Source organism: Enterobacter sp. 198 (assembly GCF_009025585.1).
GTDB classification, from domain to species: Bacteria; Pseudomonadota; Gammaproteobacteria; order Enterobacterales; family Enterobacteriaceae; genus Enterobacter; species Enterobacter ludwigii.
Genome location: NZ_WCIM01000022.1, coordinates 235,364 through 254,641, shown reverse-complemented (window position 1 = coordinate 254,641; position 19,278 = coordinate 235,364). Strand labels below are relative to the sequence as shown.

Annotated in this window: 16 protein-coding genes; 5 read left to right on the top strand and 11 right to left on the bottom strand. The window is 54.5% G+C overall.

The genetic code is table 11. The features are described from left to right. Nucleotides 1–49: 49 nt before the first annotated feature. The 3 genes from glnS (at nucleotide 50) to chiQ (ending at nucleotide 3,938) form a co-directional block, all read left to right on the top strand. Nucleotides 50–1,717, top strand: a complete 1,668-nt coding sequence (gene glnS / locus F8561_RS14055; protein WP_025204665.1) for a glutamine--tRNA ligase — start codon at nucleotides 50–52, stop codon at nucleotides 1,715–1,717. Nucleotides 1,718–2,163: 446 nt separating this feature from the next. Beyond that, entirely contained in the window at nucleotides 2,164–3,561 is a 1,398-nt protein-coding gene (gene chiP / locus F8561_RS14050) for a chitoporin ChiP (RefSeq protein ID WP_020884980.1), read from the top strand. Between the two features lie 47 nt (nucleotides 3,562–3,608). Beyond that, nucleotides 3,609–3,938 (top strand): ChiQ/YbfN family lipoprotein, encoded by a 330-nt coding sequence (chiQ, locus tag F8561_RS14045; RefSeq protein ID WP_025204664.1) that lies wholly within the window; start codon nucleotides 3,609–3,611, stop codon nucleotides 3,936–3,938. Between the two features lie 108 nt (nucleotides 3,939–4,046). Here chiQ and fur read toward each other — a convergent pair whose 3' ends face one another. From fur to ybfF, 4 genes are all read right to left on the bottom strand, one after another. Beyond that, entirely contained in the window at nucleotides 4,047–4,493 is a 447-nt protein-coding gene (fur, locus tag F8561_RS14040; protein ID WP_151887602.1) for a ferric iron uptake transcriptional regulator, read from the bottom strand. 288 nt (nucleotides 4,494–4,781) lie between these two features. Beyond that, complete coding sequence (fldA, locus tag F8561_RS14035) at nucleotides 4,782–5,312, bottom strand: flavodoxin FldA (protein WP_008501067.1); 531 nt, start codon at nucleotides 5,310–5,312, stop codon at nucleotides 4,782–4,784. Between the two features lie 155 nt (nucleotides 5,313–5,467). Continuing rightward, nucleotides 5,468–5,755 carry a LexA regulated protein gene (gene ybfE, locus F8561_RS14030; RefSeq protein ID WP_014169148.1) on the bottom strand — a complete coding sequence of 96 codons (288 nt, stop codon included), beginning with the start codon at nucleotides 5,753–5,755 and terminating at the stop codon, nucleotides 5,468–5,470. A gap of 128 nt (nucleotides 5,756–5,883) precedes the next feature. After that, complete coding sequence (gene ybfF, locus F8561_RS14025) at nucleotides 5,884–6,657, bottom strand: esterase (RefSeq protein WP_151887601.1); 774 nt, start codon at nucleotides 6,655–6,657, stop codon at nucleotides 5,884–5,886. A gap of 183 nt (nucleotides 6,658–6,840) precedes the next feature. On the opposite strand from ybfF, the gene seqA reads away from it, so the two are divergent. Together seqA and pgm are read left to right on the top strand one after the other, a co-directional pair. Next, the gene (gene seqA / locus F8561_RS14020) at nucleotides 6,841–7,389 is read left to right on the top strand and encodes a replication initiation negative regulator SeqA (RefSeq protein ID WP_020884977.1); all 549 of its coding nucleotides are present in this window, start codon (nucleotides 6,841–6,843) and stop codon (nucleotides 7,387–7,389) included. Between the two features lie 24 nt (nucleotides 7,390–7,413). Continuing rightward, nucleotides 7,414–9,054, top strand: coding sequence for a phosphoglucomutase (alpha-D-glucose-1,6-bisphosphate-dependent) (gene pgm / locus F8561_RS14015; RefSeq protein WP_020884976.1), 1,641 nt, complete (start codon nucleotides 7,414–7,416; stop codon nucleotides 9,052–9,054). Between the two features lie 70 nt (nucleotides 9,055–9,124). On the opposite strand, the gene potE is transcribed toward pgm, so the two are convergent. The 7 genes from potE to kdpB all read right to left on the bottom strand — a co-directional run bounded on the left by potE (nucleotide 9,125) and on the right by kdpB (nucleotide 19,271). Next, the gene (potE, locus tag F8561_RS14010; protein WP_014169152.1) at nucleotides 9,125–10,438 is read right to left on the bottom strand and encodes a putrescine-ornithine antiporter; all 1,314 of its coding nucleotides are present in this window, start codon (nucleotides 10,436–10,438) and stop codon (nucleotides 9,125–9,127) included. After that, entirely contained in the window at nucleotides 10,435–12,633 is a 2,199-nt protein-coding gene (speF, locus tag F8561_RS14005) for an ornithine decarboxylase SpeF (protein WP_151887600.1), read from the bottom strand. The genes potE and speF overlap by 4 nt, the downstream gene beginning before the upstream one ends. 256 nt (nucleotides 12,634–12,889) lie before the next feature. Continuing rightward, nucleotides 12,890–12,994 (bottom strand): leader peptide SpeFL, encoded by a 105-nt coding sequence (gene speFL, locus F8561_RS14000; protein ID WP_106503839.1) that lies wholly within the window; start codon nucleotides 12,992–12,994, stop codon nucleotides 12,890–12,892. Nucleotides 12,995–13,272: 278 nt separating this feature from the next. After that, nucleotides 13,273–13,950 carry a two-component system response regulator KdpE gene (gene kdpE / locus F8561_RS13995; RefSeq protein WP_151887599.1) on the bottom strand — a complete coding sequence of 226 codons (678 nt, stop codon included), beginning with the start codon at nucleotides 13,948–13,950 and terminating at the stop codon, nucleotides 13,273–13,275. Continuing rightward, a complete protein-coding gene (gene kdpD, locus F8561_RS13990) occupies nucleotides 13,947–16,634 on the bottom strand; it encodes a two-component system sensor histidine kinase KdpD (protein WP_014169155.1) in 2,688 nt (895 codons plus the stop codon). The genes kdpE and kdpD overlap by 4 nt, the downstream gene beginning before the upstream one ends. Beyond that, a complete protein-coding gene (gene kdpC / locus F8561_RS13985; protein ID WP_020884974.1) occupies nucleotides 16,635–17,210 on the bottom strand; it encodes a potassium-transporting ATPase subunit KdpC in 576 nt (191 codons plus the stop codon). 12 nt (nucleotides 17,211–17,222) lie between these two features. Next, nucleotides 17,223–19,271: a potassium-transporting ATPase subunit KdpB gene (gene kdpB / locus F8561_RS13980; RefSeq protein WP_014169157.1), complete on the bottom strand. Its 2,049-nt coding sequence runs from the start codon at nucleotides 19,269–19,271 to the stop codon at nucleotides 17,223–17,225. Between the last annotated feature and the right edge of the window lie 7 nt (nucleotides 19,272–19,278).

Genomic DNA, 19,278 nt, shown 5'->3' with positions numbered 1-19,278 from the left:
TATAAGATCATATGCCGTTATACGTTGTTTACGCTTTGAGGAATCCACGATGAGTGAGGCTGAAGCCCGCCCGAGTAACTTTATTCGTCAGATCATCGATGAAGATCTGGCCAGTGGTAAGCACACCACAGTTCATACCCGTTTCCCGCCGGAGCCAAACGGCTACCTGCATATTGGTCATGCAAAATCGATCTGCCTGAACTTTGGCATCGCGCAAGACTACCAGGGACAGTGCAACCTGCGTTTCGATGACACCAACCCAGTAAAAGAAGACATCGAATACGTTGAGTCTATTAAGAATGACGTGCAATGGCTGGGCTTCAACTGGTCTGGCGATATCTGCTACTCCTCTGACTATTTTGATCAGCTGTATGCCTATGCGGTCGAGCTTATCAATAAAGGTCTGGCGTATGTCGACGAGCTGTCTGCTGAAGAGATCCGCGAATACCGCGGCACGCTGACCGCGCCGGGTAAAAACAGCCCGTTCCGCGATCGCAGCGTTGAAGAGAACCTGGCGCTGTTTGAAAAAATGCGTGCGGGTGGCTTCGAGGAAGGTAAAGCGTGCCTGCGTGCCAAAATCGACATGGCATCACCGTTCATCGTGATGCGCGATCCGGTTCTGTACCGTATCAAGTTCGCTGAACACCATCAGACCGGTAACAAGTGGTGCATCTACCCGATGTACGACTTTACCCACTGCATCAGCGATGCGCTGGAAGGCATTACGCACTCCCTGTGTACGCTGGAGTTCCAGGATAACCGCCGTCTGTACGACTGGGTTCTGGATAACATCACGATCCCGGTGCATCCGCGTCAGTACGAATTCTCTCGTCTGAATCTGGAATACACGGTGATGTCCAAGCGTAAGCTGAACCTGCTGGTGACCGACAAGCACGTTGAGGGATGGGACGATCCGCGTATGCCAACCATCTCGGGTCTGCGTCGCCGTGGTTATACTGCCGCGTCTATTCGCGAGTTCTGTAAGCGCATCGGCGTGACCAAGCAGGATAACACCATTGAGATCGCCTCTCTGGAATCCTGCATCCGTGAAGATCTGAACGACAACGCGCCGCGCGCAATGGCCGTCATCGATCCGGTTAAACTGGTTATCGAAAACTACCCGCAGGGCGCGAGCGAAATGGTCTCCATGCCTAACCATCCGAACAAGCCGGAAATGGGCACACGTGACGTGCCGTTCAGCGGTGAAATCTGGATCGATCGTGCTGACTTCCGCGAAGAAGCGAACAAGCAGTACAAGCGTCTGGTGCTGGGTAAAGAGGTGCGTCTGCGTAACGCATACGTGATCAAAGCTGAGCGTGTTGAGAAAGATGCAGAAGGGAATATCACTACCATCTTCTGCTCTTACGACGCTGAAACCCTGAGCAAAGATCCGGCAGATGGCCGCAAAGTGAAAGGCGTGATCCACTGGGTAAGTGCAACACATGCGCTGCCGGTTGAAATTCGCCTGTACGATCGTCTGTTCAGCGTGCCTAACCCAGGTGCAGCAGAAGACTTCCTGGCGACAATCAACCCGGAATCTCTGGTCATCAAGCAGGGGTATGCTGAGCCGTCTCTGAAAGCCGCTGAAGCGGGCAAAGCGTTCCAGTTCGAACGTGAAGGCTACTTCTGCCTCGACAGCCGTCACAGTACCTCGGAAAAACCGGTGTTTAACCGTACCGTTGGTCTGCGTGATACCTGGACTAAAGTCGGCGAATAATAACGCTGCTCTGGTCAATGAGAGACAAACGCCGCGTAATGCGGCGTTTTTTTATTGAATGATCATATCGTTAAGCGCGAGCAAAAATAATGTCTGCGCAATATTCAGGTCAATGTGGTGCTACTTATTTTTCTAAAAAAAGTTTGTATATTTCTGAAAATAGTGAAGGCCTGAAAACAACCAGTAATTTACACAATTACTGGCTTAAATTTAATGACTTGCCCCGCCAAATCTCGTCTCCCGCTAAATGTTACAAAGCACTACTAATTATGTGCACTTCGTCATAATCCTGACTTTTGCCCACTGAAAAGCATTGATAATTCGCGTCGCGAAAAATAACCTAAAGGCGGTAGTTAATTCGAGGGTATTTCTGACTACCCCTGACCTTTTGGTCTTTTATATTTTTCGCCGTTCAGGCGTTTTAATTCGTCAAAGAGGAATAATCTATGCGTACGTTCAGTGGCAAACGTAGTGCGCTGGCGCTGGCTATCGCCGGTGTGACAGCAATGTCAGGCCTGGTGATTGCGCCAGAGGCTAAGGCAGCAGGTTTCATCGAAGATTCTACCCTCACGGGCGGTATTTATTACTGGCAGCGTGAACGTGACCGTAAAGACGTTACCGAAGACAAATACAAAACCAACCTTTCTCACTCTACCTGGAACGCCAACCTCGACTTCCAGTCAGGCTATGCCGCCGATATGTTCGGCCTGGATATTGCCGCATTCACGGCAATTGAAATGGCGGAAAATGGCGACAGCGGACACCCGAACGAAATTGCCTTCTCGTCCAGCAATAAGGCCTATAAAGAAGACTGGTCCGGCGATAAAAGCGGTATCAGTCTGTATAAAGCCGCTGCAAAATTCAAATATGGTCCAGTCTGGGCGCGCGGCGGATATATTCAGCCAACTGGCCAAACCCTGTTAGCGCCACACTGGAGTTTTATGCCTGGTACTTACCAGGGCGCTGAAGCTGGCGCTAACTTTGACTACGGTGATGCGGGTGCGTTGAGTTTCTCCTATATGTGGACCAACGAATACAAAGCCCCGTGGCATATCGAAATGGATAAGTTTTACCAGAACGATAAAAAAACCAAAGTGGATTACCTCCACTCGCTGGGTGCGAAGTACGATTTTAAAAACGACCTCGTGTTAGAAGCCGCCTTTGGTCAGGCTGAAGGCTATATCGATCAGTATTTTGCCAAAGCCAGCTACAAGTTTGATATCGCAGGGAGTCCGTTGAGTACCAGTTACCAGTTCTATGGAACGCGAGACAAAGTCAGCGATGGTGGCGTCAACGATATTTATGACGGCACGGCCTGGCTGCAGGCGCTGACCTTTGGCTACAAAGTGGGGCAGGTGGATTTGCGTCTGGAAGGGACATGGGTGAAGGCGGAAGGGCAGCAGGGCTACTTCCTGCAGCGTATGACCCCGACTTACGCATCTTCCAACGGTCGTCTGGATATCTGGTGGGATAACCGCTCTGACTTCAACGCCGATGGCGAAAAAGCGGTCTTCTTCGGCGCAATGTATGACCTGAAAAACTGGAACCTGCCGGGCTGGGCGGTGGGCGCCTCCTACGCGTATGCCTGGGACGCCAAACCGGGCGACATGGCCACACCGGATGCGTACTACGATCCGAACTACCGTCTGAAAGAGTCCTCTTACAGCCTGGATGCCATCTATACCGTGCAGGATGGACGTGCGAAAGGCACGATGTTCAAGCTGCACTTCACGCAGTATGACAACCACTCTGATATTCCAAGCTACGCGGGCGGTTACGGCAACATCTTCCAGGATGAACGTGACGTGAAATTCATGGTTATCGCACCATTCACTATCTTCTGATGAACGCTCCGGCGGGTTCCGTCCCGCCGGAATGGAGACTGCACATGATGAAAAAAATGGTAATCGTCGCGTTGCTGGCCTCGGGGCTGGTGGCTTGCGCCCAGGACCCGGCACCGAAAGAAGATTCTCGCCTGAAGGAGGCTTACAGCGCCTGCATTAACACCGCTGAAGGTTCACCGGAGAAAATTGAAGCCTGCCAGAGCGTGCTGAATGTGCTGAAGAAAGAGAAGGCGCATGAGCAGTTTGCGACGCAGGAAAATGTTCGCGTAATGGACTATCAGGCCTGTATTCAGGCGCGTAAAACCGGTAACGATCAGGAAGTGGCGAAGCGTTGCGACCAGATCTGGAAGGAAATACGCAGTAACAACGGAAATTAAGTAAGTGTGTTAAGGCCCGGTGGCGCTGTGCTTACCGGGCTTTTTTTTGCCGGATGACAGGCAAAAAAAAGCCAACCTTGCGGCTGGCTCAGAGTATGAAAGTTCGACTTATTTGGCGTCGTGTGCGTGATCGTCTTCGCGGCAATCACCTTCAGCACAGTGACCATACAGATACAGGCTATGGTTGGTCAGGCGGATACCATGACGAGCAGCGATTTCACGCTGACGTGCTTCGATGGAATCATCGCTAAATTCAATGACCTTGCCACAATCCAGGCAGATCAGGTGATCGTGGTGCTGCTGCTGGGTCAGTTCGAATACAGATTTACCGCCTTCGAAATTATGACGGGTAACAATGCCCGCGTCATCAAACTGGTTCAGCACGCGATAGACGGTTGCCAGCCCAATCTCTTCACCGATGTCGATAAGACGCTTGTAAAGGTCTTCCGCACTGACATGGTGATTGTCTGGACCCTGAAGCACTTCAAGGATTTTTAACCGAGGAAGCGTAACTTTCAGGCCAGCCTTCTTTAATGCGGTATTGTTGTCAGTCATGCGGAATCTGTCCTGTTGCTAAACGATTCACTTCTGGAGGAAGTGACAGAAAATGCACCTGGAATAATGCGTCTCATTATAGAACTGCCATGGCTAAATGAAAACTGCAAGTCTCAGGCAAAGTATGCTTATAAAAACGTGGTATCACCGACAAACTTACTCAATGGCACCCCATTTTACCTGGGAGACATTGTACAGGTCTGGGCGAAAAAGTTAAAAGATTGTAGCGATTAATTTAATCGTTTGACCTGGTTCCTGGGCGCAACCGGGGTTGCGCCACACTAACAATCAGGCGTTAAGAATATCGTCCAGGTGCAGTTCTTCGCGGATCTGCTTCACCCACTTCTCAACGCGCTCTGCGGTCAGTTCTGGCTGACGGTCTTCGTCGATCGCCAGACCCACGAAGTGGTCGTCATCGGCCAGGCCTTTAGACGCTTCGAAGTGGTAACCGGCAGTCGGCCAGTGGCCTACGATAACTGCACCATTCGGTTCAATGATATCGCGGATAGTGCCCAGCGCGTCACAGAAGTACTCAGCGTAGTCTTCCTGATCGCCGCAGCCAAACAGGGCGACCAGCTTGCCGTTGAAGTCCACTTCTTCCAGCGTCGGGAAGAAATCATCCCAGTCACACTGGGCTTCACCGTAGTACCAGGTTGGGATACCCAGCAACAGGATGTCATAGCCTTCGAGATCTTCTTTGCTGCTCTTGGCGATGTCATGCACATCGGCAACGTCTTTACCGAGCTGTTTTTGAATGTTTTTTGCGATATTTTCGGTATTGCCGGTATCACTGCCGAAGAAAATGCCGATGATTGCCATGAGTAAAATAACCTCTTGAAACTTAATGGTATGGTGGCGCAATTTGTCCACGGATAAGGGCAATAATAGCAGAACTGGCAACCCCGCGGAAACAGCTATCGCGCAGGACTGCACTCTGTGCTACATGAAAAGGGTAAGAAAGGGGATTTTCAGACTTATGCCTGGCGGCGCAACGTCTCAAGCTGGGCGATCAACATCTCTTCAATGAGCTCGCTACGGCTGATATTACGCGCTTCAGCCAGTTCGTTAAGCGCATCGACGGCGTCGGCATTGAGCTTCAGTTCGACACGCTTAAGCCCACGATTTTTATCGCGTTTAAGCTGGTTGCGTTTATTAATACGCAGCTGTTCATCGCGCGAAAGCGGATTCGTTTTCGGTCGTCCCGGTCGACGCTCATTCGCGAACAGATCTAGTGTCGTACGGTCCGTTTGTTCTTTGGCCATGATTCTGAGACTTCGGGGGAAACAAGCCGCCCTGCTATTGCCCGGGCGATGAGCGCGCCATCATACATCACCAAAAACGGCACGCCAACGACTGGAAGCCCGCAACCTTCCAGTCGCTCTCTTTTTAATCAATTCGCAGTATCAGAGAGATAGCGTCGGATGGCGCGTAACACGGCGTCAGGTTTTTCCGCGTGAACCCAGTGTCCGGCACCGGCGATGACATGGGCGCGGGCCTGAGGGAATTGCGCCAGCAAGATGTCGCGGTAGGCATCGGTGACATAAGGGGAGTTACCGCCGCGAATAAAGAGGGTAGGGTGTTGCCAGGCGGGCACCGTATCCCAGCCGACGATGTTGTTGTACTGCGCCCAGAGTACCGGCACGTTGAAACGCCACTGGCCGTCGACAAACGACTTCAGCAGAAACTGAATAACGCCTTCTTCATTAAGATGTTCGCGCATGACGGCTGTGGCCTGTTGGCGGGTTGAAACCCCAGCCTCTGTCACCGCATTGATGGCAGCAAAAATGTCGTCATGACGGCGCACGTCGTAATCCACCGGGGCAACGTCGATCACGACCAGACCGTTGATTCTGTCCGGTGCCAGCGCCGTCAGGGCCATTACCGCCTTGCCGCCCATAGAATGCCCGATGAGCGTCACCTTCTGAAGATGGTTGGCATCAAGCGTATCGAGCAGATCCTGGGCCATTGCCGCGTAGGTCATCTCCTCTGAACGCCCGGAAAGACCGTGATTTCGCATATCGACCTGCAAAATATCGTGATCGGTAACCAGATCGCGCGCCAGCACCCCCAGGTTATCCAGGCTGCCAAAAAGCCCGTGAACCAGTACGATGGGAGAATTATTGTTCGGCGATTGTGCAGTTTGCGCTCGGGTATTCAATTTCATGGCAAAGTTCTTTTTTTACGTATGTCAGGTTAGGGTATCATGTTGACCATTCTGCCGCCCGGCTGCAAGGTTCCAGTTTAATCTGACTTTTGCCGCCAACCTGGTTTGACGCTATCCGCTGTTGGAATTTAACTTTATAATCCCAACGACTTGTATTCAGATAAGATATCGCACTGGATTAAGATGAAAACAATCGAAGTTGATGACGAACTCTATCAGTATATTGCCAGCCAGACGCGGCATATCGGGGAGAGTGCGTCCGACATTTTACGGCGCATGCTTAAAATTTCCGCCGCCTCACAGCCTGCTACCCCAGTCACTAAAGATGTCGTGTCTCAACAAAACGTTGTTGCACAAGCAAAACCTGCCGTCGCGCAAGTGAAAGACAAAGTACGTGCGATGCGCGAGTTGCTGCTCTCTGATGAGTACGCCGAGCAGAAAAAAGCGGTTAACCGCTTCATGCTGGTGCTGTCTACACTCTATTCACTGGATAACAAAGCGTTTGCTGAAGCGACCGAGTCGCTGCACGGTCGTACCCGCGTCTATTTCGCGGGCGACGAGCAAACGCTGCTGCAAAATGGCAACCAAACCAAACCTAAACATGTCCCCGGCACGCCGTACTGGGTCATCACCAATACCAATACGGGCCGCAAGTGCAGCATGGTTGAACACATCATGCAGTCCATGCAGTTCCCGGCGGAATTGATTGAAAAGGTTTGCGGTACAATTTAACCCTTGCATCAGAAGGACCCGGTAATGGCAAATCACAGCCGTGCAGGCCAACCTGCACAACAAAGCGATTTGATTAACGTCGCTCAGCTGACCGCGCAGTATTACGTGCTGAAACCGGTCGTGGGCAACGCAGAACACGCAGTGAAGTTTGGTACATCTGGCCACCGCGGTAGCGCGGCGCGCCATAGCTTTAACGAACCGCACATTCTGGCTATTGCTCAGGCCATCGCGGAAGAGCGCGCTAAAAACGGCGTTACCGGTCCGTGCTATGTGGGAAAAGATACCCATGCTCTGTCTGAACCGGCGTTCATTTCCGTGCTGGAAGTGCTGACGGCGAATGGCGTTGACGTCATTGTTCAGGAAAATAACGGCTTCACGCCGACCCCTGCGGTCTCTAACGCGATCCTTGTCCACAACAAAAAAGGCGGTGCGCTGGCTGACGGGATTGTGATCACCCCATCACACAACCCGCCGGAAGACGGTGGGATCAAATACAACCCGCCTAACGGTGGACCGGCAGACACGAACGTCACGAAAGTGGTTGAAGATCGTGCCAATGCGCTGCTGGCGGATGGCCTGAAAGGGGTGAAACGCCTCTCTCTGGATGCGGCCATGGCATCCGGCCATGTGAAAGAGCAGGATCTGGTACAGCCATTTGTGGAAGGTCTGGCGGATATCGTCGATATGGCGGCCATCCAGAAAGCCGGTCTGAAGCTGGGCGTTGACCCTCTCGGCGGCTCCGGTATCGAATACTGGAAACGCATCGCAGAGCATTACAAGCTGAACCTGACCATCGTTAACGATCACGTTGATCAGACCTTCCGCTTTATGCACCTGGATAAAGACGGCGCAATCCGTATGGACTGCTCTTCCGAGTGTGCGATGGCGGGCCTGCTGGCGCTGCGTGATAAATTTGACCTGGCGTTTGCCAACGACCCGGATTATGACCGCCACGGTATTGTCACCCCGGCAGGGCTGATGAACCCGAACCATTATCTTGCGGTTGCCATCAACTACCTGTTCCAGCATCGTCCGCAGTGGGGCAAAGAGGTGGCTGTAGGTAAAACGCTGGTCTCCTCGGCGATGATTGACCGCGTGGTTGAGGCGCTGGGCCGTAAGCTGGTGGAAGTACCGGTAGGCTTCAAATGGTTTGTTGACGGTCTGCACGACGGCAGCTTCGGTTTTGGCGGTGAAGAGAGCGCGGGCGCATCCTTCCTGCGTTTCGACGGCACGCCATGGTCTACCGATAAAGACGGGATTATCATGTGCCTGCTGGCAGCGGAAATCACGGCTGTCACCGGTAAAAATCCGCAGGAACACTATAACGAGCTGGCGGCACGCTTTGGCGCGCCAAGCTATAACCGTATTCAGGCTGGCGCGACCTCCGCGCAGAAAGCGGCGCTGTCTAAACTCTCTCCGGAGATGGTCAGTGCCAGCACGCTGGCCGGTGACCCTATCACGGCCCGTCTGACGGCTGCCCCGGGTAACGGTGCCTCTATCGGTGGTCTGAAAGTGATGACCGAAAACGGCTGGTTTGCCGCGCGTCCATCCGGTACGGAAGATGCATACAAAATCTATTGTGAGAGCTTCCTCGGCGACGAACACCGTAAGCTGATTGAGAAAGAAGCGGTAGAGATTGTCAGCGAAGTGCTGAAAAACGCGTAAATCGCGGTGGGCTGATGCCCTCACGATGCAGTCAAAACGGCAACCCCAGGGTTGCCGTTTTGCTTTTGCATTAACTGTGTTTATTTTTCAATTCAAACCGCGGTGATACCAGACCGTACAGTGTCCAGCCCATAAAGGTCACCATCGCACCATACAGCATGGCTTCCTGGCCGGAAGAGTAGAGCGCATAGAAGCTGTAAATTGCCCCAATCAGCGCCACAATATTCGCCACCCTCGCTTTGCCTGCGTCCACCTTCGCCACCTTCTGAATGATGACCAGCGCCGCCATCGACAGAATATACGGAATGATATTGGTCACTACCGCCAGGTTGACCAGCACGTTGAACTGGCTGTTCAGCGACGGGCTGATGGTCATCAAAGATAACCCACTCTGGAAGATAACAATCGCCAGCATGCCCTGAACCGGTGCCTCTGCTTTGCTGACCCGGGAGAAGATTTTCGGGAAATACCCTTCGTCAGCGGATGATTTAAAGACCTGAGCGATGGTGAACTGCCAGCCGAGAAGCGAGCCGCAGCAGGACATCACCATCAGCCCCATGATCACTTTCCCGACACCCGGCGTAAACATCTGCGCAAAGGCCAGACCGAACGGTGCCGTGGAACTGGCAAGATCCATGTTCGGTACAATCCCTGCAATCACGTTGGTTGAGACAATGTAAATGGCCGCAGCGCCCAGCGTACCGCCAAGCACGGCAATCGGTACGTTCTTCTCCGGGTTTTCCACCACTTCGGCGTTAGCACACGCAGATTCCAGCCCCAGGAAGGCCCACAGCGTCATGGCGATGGAAGAGCCCACTGCGGTGAAGAACGGAACATGGTGTGGGTTCCAGGAGTTGACGTACAGCGTGGGGCTAAACCAGAACCAGCCGATGATGCACAGCCCAACCACCGGGATAATGACCCCCCAGACGGTAATACTGCTGATCTGTCCGGTAATGCGCGCGCCGCCAAAGTTAGCCACGGTGCAGATCCACAGCACGCCGATGGTCGCCAGCCCGATTTGCACCGGGGTCAGCGCCACACCGAACAGCTCCGTACCGTAACCCACGGCGGAAATGGCAATCGCCACGTTAGCGATCAGCAAAGAAACGCCGTAGGTGTAGTTGGCCATGAAGTTACCGGATTTGCCAAAGGCATACTCGGCGTAGCCGCCCATCCCCCCGGGCTTGCGGCTGAACATACCGCACTTGGCGAATGCCCAGGCCAGTGCCATTGACCCCACTGCGGTCACCATCCAGGAGATAATCGAAATGGTTCCTACTTCCGCAAGCTTGGTGGGCAGCATGATGATCCCGGACCCCATCATGTTTACCATGGTGAGAATGGTCAGCTGCACCACGCCCATTTTATTGGACTTGCTCATAATTTTTCTCCTTTCAGCAGCGATGGCTGAGCGGCAGCGTGTTTGATGACGTTACAACGAACCTGCTTACGACCGTCACACTCCTCAACGTAAACACCCTGCAGTTCCGGCGCGAAGCCCGGTAAAAGGTTGATACCCTCTTCCAGCGCAGCAAAGTAGCGCAGCACGGAACCGCCCCAGACTTCACCCGGCACAACGCACAACACCCCCGGTGGATAAGGAAGGGCACCTTCGGCGGCAATGCGACCTTCCGCATCGCGCAGCGAGACCAGCTCGACCTCACCCCGCAGGTAGGCATAGTTCGCCTCTTGCGGGTTCATCATGACGCGCGGGAAGTGAGACTTGCGGAACATCTCTTTTTGCAGCTGCTTCACGTTGTGGCGGGCGTACAGCTCATGCATTTCCTGGCAAATCTGGCGCAGGGTGTAATCTGCATAGCGCTCCGGGTACTGTTTACAGACAGAAGGCAGCACCTCTTTGAGGGGGGCATCCGTCTCGAGCAGTTTTTCGAAGCGCACCAGTTGCGCGACCAGTTGCTGCAGTTTGCCCATATCCTCGGCAGGCGTGAGCAGGAACAGGATGGAGTTGAGATCGCATTTTTCCGGCACGATGCCGTTTTCACGCAGGAAGTTGGCGAGAATAGTGGCGGGGACGCCGAAATCCTCGTACTCACCGGTCCGGGCGTTAATACCCGGCGTGGTCAGCAGCAGTTTGCACGGATCGATAAAATACTGATGTTCGGCATAGCCTTCGAAGGCGTGCCAGTGTTCACCGGGCACGAAATGGAAGAAGCGCAGGTCCGTGGCAATCTCAGCGGTGTCCCAGCTTTCCCACGGACGGCCATCAACCAGTTCCGGCACGAATGGGCGAAGATACAGGCAGTTCTGCAGGATCAGCTTACGGGCTTCGATACCGGTCACCACGCAGTCCATCCACATGTTGCGGCCGCTCTGTCCCTCATGCATGCGGGCGTTGATATCCAGTGCAGCAAACAGCGGATAGAACGGGCTGGTGGACGCGTGCATCATGAAGGCATTATTCAGCCGCTTATGCGGAACATAGCGCTGCTGGCCTTTGATGTGGCTGTCCTTCTTGTGGATTTGCGAGGTCTGCGAGAAACCGGCCTGCTGTTTATGGACTGACTGGGTGACCAGGATCCCCGGATCGTTTTCATTCAGCTCCAGCAGCAGCGGAGAGCAATCGGCCATCATCGGAATAAACTGCTCGTAACCCACCCAGGCAGAGTCAAACAGGATGTAGTCGCACAGATGGCCGATGTTATCCACGACCTGGCGAGCGTTATAGATGGTGCCATCGTAGGTACCCAGCTGGATCACCGCCAGGCGGAACGGACGCGCGTCGCGGGCACGGCCCGGCGCCACTTCGGACACCAGCTCACGCAGATAATTCTCCTCGAAGCAGTGGGCGTCGATGCCGCCAATAAAGCCGTACGGGTTACGTGCGGTTTCCAGATAGACCGGCGTTGCGCCCGCCTGAAGAAGTGCTCCGTGGTGGTTGGATTTATGGTTGTTGCGATCGAACAGGACCAGGTCGCCCGGAGTGAGAAGGGCGTTGAGCACCACTTTGTTGGACGATGAGGTTCCGTTCAGCACGAAGTAGGTTTTATCGGCATTAAAGACTTTCGCCGCATGCTGCTGCGCAATGCAGGGTGCCCCTTCGTGGATCAGCAGATCGCCCATCGCCACGTCGGCGTTGCACAGGTCTGAGCGGAAAAGGGTTTCGCCAAAGAAATCGACAAACTGATTGCCGGCAGGGTGACGGCGGAAGAATTGCCCGCCCTGGTGACCCGGACAGTCGAAGGCACTGTTACCCTGTTTGACATAGTCGACCAGAGCCCGGAAAAACGGCGGACGCAGTTGGGTTTCATACTTCTGCGCGGCCGCTTCCAGTTGGCGTCCGTGGAAGTCGTTGCTGGTGTCTGATGCTTCGAATACGCCGTGGATCCGCGATAAATACTCTGCCGGGATAATTTCTTCTTTATGCGTCGCGACAAAAACAGGAATGCCAAATCCGGTTGCTTCTATTTCTTCTATACGACCAGTGAAAATATCGCTGACGGCCAGAACAATGGCGGCAACATCAATATAATCCGTGGCGTTGATATCCACCAGTTCACGGTGAGTGGTAAAGCAATCAGGGCAGGCGCGGCTGGCTGCAATTTTTAAACTTTTCATCTTTCTCTCTTTATTTTAGGTAATAACAGTCCCTCGATTTCTTGCAGAAAAGAAATCGATAATATGCCGGAAAACAGCAAAAGGAGGCCGCTGATTAAAAAAATCAGTAATGCGTTTTTTGCTGAATAGAATTCAGTCCGCCCGGTCGCGGATGAGCCTGAATTAAGATGAATGAGCGCACGGGTTCACAGGCAAGGGCCTGTAAAATAGGGTGTTTCAGGATAACCTGTAAGCGGGTGCGCCAGAAGTCGAAGGACTACCGGGCATTAAAGATATGAAAGTCAAAACAGTTTCGGTGGGCAAACATCATGATATGAGTTGTCCGCCTTATATGGGGCATTAAACGATTATTGTTTTCCATGTTTCATTTCCTTTCAGTAATTGAAAGCATGGACATTTTATCCTGGAAAAAGCGATTAACTGTGAAACAGATCACCGTTAACCGATCAAATCAGAAATAAATATTCGATTTTGATGAATATTGCAGATCAAAATGCTGATATGTTGATGTTGCGTTAACGGATTGTGTTATGAATGTGCTGAATGGACATAAATACACCAAAAAATAACCCAGAGATTATTTTTGCGCGTATTTTATGGGAGGGTGGATTTTTATTTAAAAATAAACTGAATAGTTATTCAAAGCATGAACCGATAACCGATACCGGTTTCAGTTAATAAATGACGAGGACGCGCGGGGTCAACTTCCAGTTTTTGTCGAAGGTGTCCCATATATATGCGTAAATAGTGACTATGTTCCACGACGTTTGGCCCCCACACCTGACTCAACAGCTGGCGCTGGGTGAGTACCTTACCGTGATTATTGAGCAAAACGGCGAGTAGCCGAAACTCGATGGGGGTGAGATGGATTTCCTCTTCACCGCGAGCGATGCGCCGTGCTGCCAGATCAACCCGAATATCACCAAACGTGTATGTTGGGTCGGCAGGGGTGGTGGCGCTGTGACGACGCAGCGCGACACGAAGGCGAGCCTGCAGTTCGCCAATACCAAAAGGCTTAATCAGATAGTCATCCGCTCCGGCATCCAGCGCCGCGATTTTATCCGACTCTTCGGTACGGGCTGACAGCACCAGAATGGGCATCTGACTCCACTGTCGAACCTCACGAATAAAATCGATGCCGTCGCCATCCGGCAGGCCGAGATCGAGGATCACCAGATCAGGTTTGCGCGTGGCCGCTTCAATCAAACCCCGCTGGAGCGTGCCGGCGTCATGAACGCGCAGGCCATCGCCTTCCAGCGCAGCACGCAGAAACCGGCTAATGGCGATCTCATCTTCAACAATCAGAACGTTGATCACAAATCCTCTGGTAATTCATTAAGTTCTGGCGGGGCTTCCAGAGGAAGTTTAACACAAAAACGTGCACCGCCTTCCGGGCGATTCTCCGCCGAAATGGTACCGCCATGAACGTCAATAATCGCCTGGCAAATCGCCAGACCCAGACCCACGCCGGGAATGGCCGACTCTTTATTACCGCGGGCAAATTTCTCGAAAATAGCGAACTCCTGTCCGGCAGGGATACCCGGCCCGGTATCCCAGACGTCAAGCCGTAGCGTGTGATCTTCCACTGTGGCATCCACCCCAATCCGGGCGTTTGCTCCTGCGTATTTGCCGGCATTTTCCAGCAGATTGATCAGCACGCGTTCAAACAGCGGGCCATCAACGTGAATTAACGTCAGCGGTTCGGGCATGTTCAGCGCAATATGGCGCCCACCGAGGCCTGGCTCCAGCATTTTCAGGGCGCTACCCACCACCTCTTCGAGCGTGAGCCACTCTTTTTTGAGGTTAAATCCGCCCGACTGAATACGCGCCATATCAAGCAGATTATTTACCAGGCGTGTGGTGTTCAGCACATGCTGGCGGATCTCGCTGGCCTGCAACGCATGTTTCGAGCCTTCCGCTGCCAAATCCAGCGTCAAAATTTCTGACTGGCCAAACAGCACGGTGAGTGGGGTGCGAAGGTCGTGGGAGAGGGCGGCCAGCAATGAGTTACGAATGCTCTCGCGCTCGCTTGCCAGACGGGCCTGTTCTTCGCTGGCGGTAAGCGCCAGCCGTTCCAGCGCGCTTGCCACCAGCAGGGTAAATGTTTCCAGCAATCGCTGCTGTTCGGGGATCATCAGCTGGCGCAGATTCGAAGGTTCAACGATCACCAGCCCCTGATTTTTATCGGCACTGCGCAGCGGCAGAATTTGATACGGTACGCCGGGCAGGGTGTCCGTTCCTGCACCCGCAGGGAGTCCTTTATCAAAGCTCCAGCGCGCAATGGCTTCATCCCAGGGCGTCATACCTGAGGCCGAGGTCAGCGGGCGCAGTTTCCCGTGTTCGTCCGGAAGTAAAATCAGGTTGCTGGCGTGAAAGGTCGAGCGGATAAACTGCTCGCTGGTCTGCACAATATCCAGCGGTGTACGGCCAACCGCCAGCGATTTAGACATCTCATAGAGATGCCGTGTGCGCTGTTCGCGGTAGCGGGCGATACGGGCCTGATAGCGTACGCCCGCCGTCAGATTACCGATCACCAGCCCAACGGTAAGCATCACGGCAAAGGTGAGAATGTACTGCACATCCGAAACGGCGAGCGTTCCGCGGGGCGCGATAAAGAACAGATCGAAGCTGATGACGTTGATGAACGTTGCCAGTACCGAGGGCCAGCGCCCGTAAAAGAGCGCCACCACGACCACGCCGAGCAGGTAGATCATCACCAGATTGGCCGCATCGAAGGCAATCAGCCAGTGGCTGGCAATCACGGTGATCAGCGCGCAGAGCACGACGGCAACAAGACAGCCGCGGATCTGAATTCGCCATTTATCATTAAAAGTGCGGCTGTCCGGTGCGCGGTTGGGTAAAGGGGTGGGTTTGTCATCCAGTGCGACAATCACCAGATCGAGGTCGGGAGCACGCCGGGCCAGTTTGTCAGCAAAGGATTCGCGGCTAAACCAGCGACGATGCTGACGACGGCCAATGACAATTTTCCCGAGGTTGTGCTCACGCGCGTAGCGCAGAATGGCTTTATCTTCCTGGGGATCGGAGAGAGTGGCGGTTTCTGCGCCCAGCTCCTGTGCCAGACGCAGCGAACTTAAGATCGCGCGGCGCTGGTTTTCAGGCAGCGCGTGAAGCTGCGGCGTCTCGACATAGACCGCATGCCAGACGCTGCCAAACTTGGCCGCCAGGCGCGCTGCGGTGCGGACGAGCTTTTCATTGCCGCTGCCGTGACCCACACACAGCAGAATGGCATCCCGCGTATGCCAGACGCGCTCCTGCCCTTGCAGGTCACGCCAGGCGCGCATCTGATCGTCCACGCGATCCGCCGTGCGACGCAGGGCCAGCTCGCGCAGGGCTATCAGGTTGCCTTTGCGAAAGAAATGTTCGATGGCGCGTTCGGCCTGACCTGCAATATAGACTTTTCCTTCATGCAGTCGCTGGCGCAGATCGTCTGGAGGCAGATCGACCAGCACCACTTCGTCCGCAGAGTCGAAAAAGGGATCGGGTACGGTTTCGCGAACCTGAATCCCGGTCACGCCGCTGACCACGTCGTTCAGGCTTTCGAGATGCTGAACATTTACCGTGGTGAAAACATCAATGCCTGCTTCAAGCAGTTCTTCAACGTCCTGCCAGCGTTTGGGGTGGCGCGAGCCTGAGGCATTACTGTGTGCCAGTTCGTCCATCAGGATAAGCGCGGGCCTGCGGGCGAGGGCGGCGTCGAGATCGAACTCCGTGACCAGACGCCCACGATGGCTGATACGGCGAGGCGGCTGTGTCGCCAGCCCCTTCAACAGTGCTGCCGTCTCTTTCCGGCCGTGGGTTTCCACCACGCCGATAAGAATATCGAGCCCCTGCGCCCGAAGCCGCTGGGCTTCTGTCAGCATGGCGAAGGTTTTCCCGACGCCAGCACAGGCGCCGAAGAAGATTTTCAGTTTGCCGCGATGGGCTTCAGCCGTCTGTTCGAGCAGCCTGTCCGGATCCGGGCGCATGGGCTCGTCGGTCATTTAGTTTTTCCTTAGCGCGTCCAGCGCCAGATTCAGCTCAACAATATTCACCACGGGCATGCCGATGAAGCTGACCAGCGGTTTTTGCGTATGCTCTGCGACCAGCTTGCTCACCTGTTCCACCGTCAGCTGACGGGCCGCCGCGACGCGGGGGATCTGCCATGCCACCGCCTTCGGCGTCAGGCTGTAGTCCAGCCCGCTTGCAGAGGCCGTCACCAGCTCCACAGGCACCTCCCGGCTGGCCTGTGGATTTGCGGCGCGCAGGGCGGCTACACGTTCGGCAATGGCTTTATCCAGCTCCGGGTTGCTGCCGGCCAGGTTACTGCCACCGGATGCCATCGGATTATACGGGCTTTCGGCAGTGGCGGAAGGGCGTCCCTGGAAGTAACGGGCGTCGGTAAAATTCTGTCCAATCAGACGCGAACCGCGGTTTTCACCGTTTTGCATGATCAGCGAGCCGTTGGCCTGATCCTTAAACCACCACTGGCCCAGCGCGGTGGTCACCAGCGGATAAAGCCCGCCGGTAATAAGCGACAACAGAATAAACAGAAGTATAGCGGGACGTAACATCGTCATTTGATTCACCTTTTAAACCAGCCCAAACAGCGTCAACAGCAGGTCGATAACCTTGATACCGATGAAGGGGACAATCAGCCCACCCAGCCCGTAAATCCACAGGTTGCGGCGCAGCATGGCCGCCGCGGTCAGCGGTTTGTAGCTCACCCCTTTGAGCGCCAGCGGGATCAGGAAGACAATAATCAGGGCGTTAAAAATAACCGCACTGAGAATGGCTGATGCTGGCGAGTGCAGATGCATCACGTTCAGCGCATTAAGCTGCGGATAGGTGGCCGCAAACGCCGCGGGAATGATGGCAAAGTATTTTGCGACGTCGTTGGCGATACTGAACGTTGTCAGTGAACCGCGCGTCATCAGCATCTGCTTACCAATGTGCACAACTTCAATCAGCTTGGTCGGGTTCGAGTCGAGGTCGACCATGTTGCCCGCCTCTTTCGCCGCCTGGGTACCGGAGTTCATGGCCACCGCCACGTCGGCCTGCGCAAGGGCTGGGGCATCGTTGGTGCCATCACCCGTCATCGCCACCAGGCGACCTTCCGCCTGATACTGACGAATTAACGCCAGCTTGGCTTCAGGCGTTGCCTCCGAGAGAAAATCATCCACGCCCGCTTCGGCAGCAATCGCGGCGGCGGTCAGACGGTTGTCCCCGGTGATCATCACCGTTTTGATCCCCATTTTCCGCAGCTGGGCAAAGCGCTCTTTAATCCCGCCTTTTACGATATCCTTCAGCGAAATCACCCCCAGCACATGTGCCCCTTCAGCCACCACCAGCGGCGTCGCGCCCTGACGTGCCACGCTCTCGACCAGATTGTCCACTTCTGGTGGGAAATGACCATTATTGGCTTCAATGTGGCGACGAATTGCGTCGACGGAGCCTTTACGGATCATGCGGTCCTGAATGTTGATGCCGCTCATTCGGGTTTGTGCCGTGAAGGGAACGAAAGTCGCATGGAGACTCTGAACGTCGCGCTGGCGCAGGTTAAAGCGCTGCTTGGCGAGGATCACGATACTGCGGCCTTCCGGCGTTTCATCGGCGAGGGAAGAGAGTTGCGCCGCATCCGCCAGCGTTTTTTCATCCACGCCGGGGGCAGGTAAGAACTCTGACGCCTGGCGGTTACCGAGGGTAATTGTCCCGGTTTTATCCAGCAGCAGAACGTCCACATCCCCTGCGGCCTCGACCGCACGTCCGCTGGTCGCGATGACGTTCGCGCCCAGCATACGGCTCATACCGGCCACACCGATGGCCGACAGCAGCCCCCCGATGGTGGTCGGGATCAGGCAGACCAGCAGCGCCACCAGAACGGTGGTGGTGACCGCGGTACCGCCGTAAGCGGAGAATGGCCACAACGTGGCGGTTGCCAGCAGAAAGACAATCGTCAGCGCCACCAGCAGGATGGTCAGGGCAATTTCGTTTGGTGTTTTACGACGCTGCGCGCCTTCCACCATGGCAATCATACGGTCAAGGAAGGTTTCACCCGGGTTGACGCTACACTGGATCACCAGCCAGTCGGAGAGAATGCGTGTCCCGCCCGTTACGGAGGCGAAATCACCCCCGGATTCACGTATGACGGGAGCGGATTCCCCGGTGATGGCACTTTCATCTACCGACGCGCCGCCTTCGATGACTTCACCGTCGCAGGGGATAATGTCCCCGGCTTCGACCAGCACCACGTCACCTTTACGCAGTTCATCTGCCGGGACATGGTCCATCTGGGCACCGTATTTCGGTTCGCGTAATTTGCGCGCAAAAGCGGTCTTTTTCACCCCTTTGAGGCTATTGGCCTGCGCTTTGCTGCGGCCTTCCGCCAGCGCTTCCGCAAAGTTGGCAAACAGTACGGTGAACCACAGCCACAGGCTGATAGCGCCGGTGAACATCGCATTCCCCTGCAGATGACCCGTTCCCATGGCAATCGCCAGCGCGGTGGTGAGTAAACTCCCTATCCAGACGATAAACATCACCGGGTTGTGCCACTGCACGCGCGGGCTCAACTTTTTCACCGCATCCATGAGGGCCTGTCGAACTAACGACGGTTCGAACAGGGCCATTTGTTTACGACTCATGACAAAT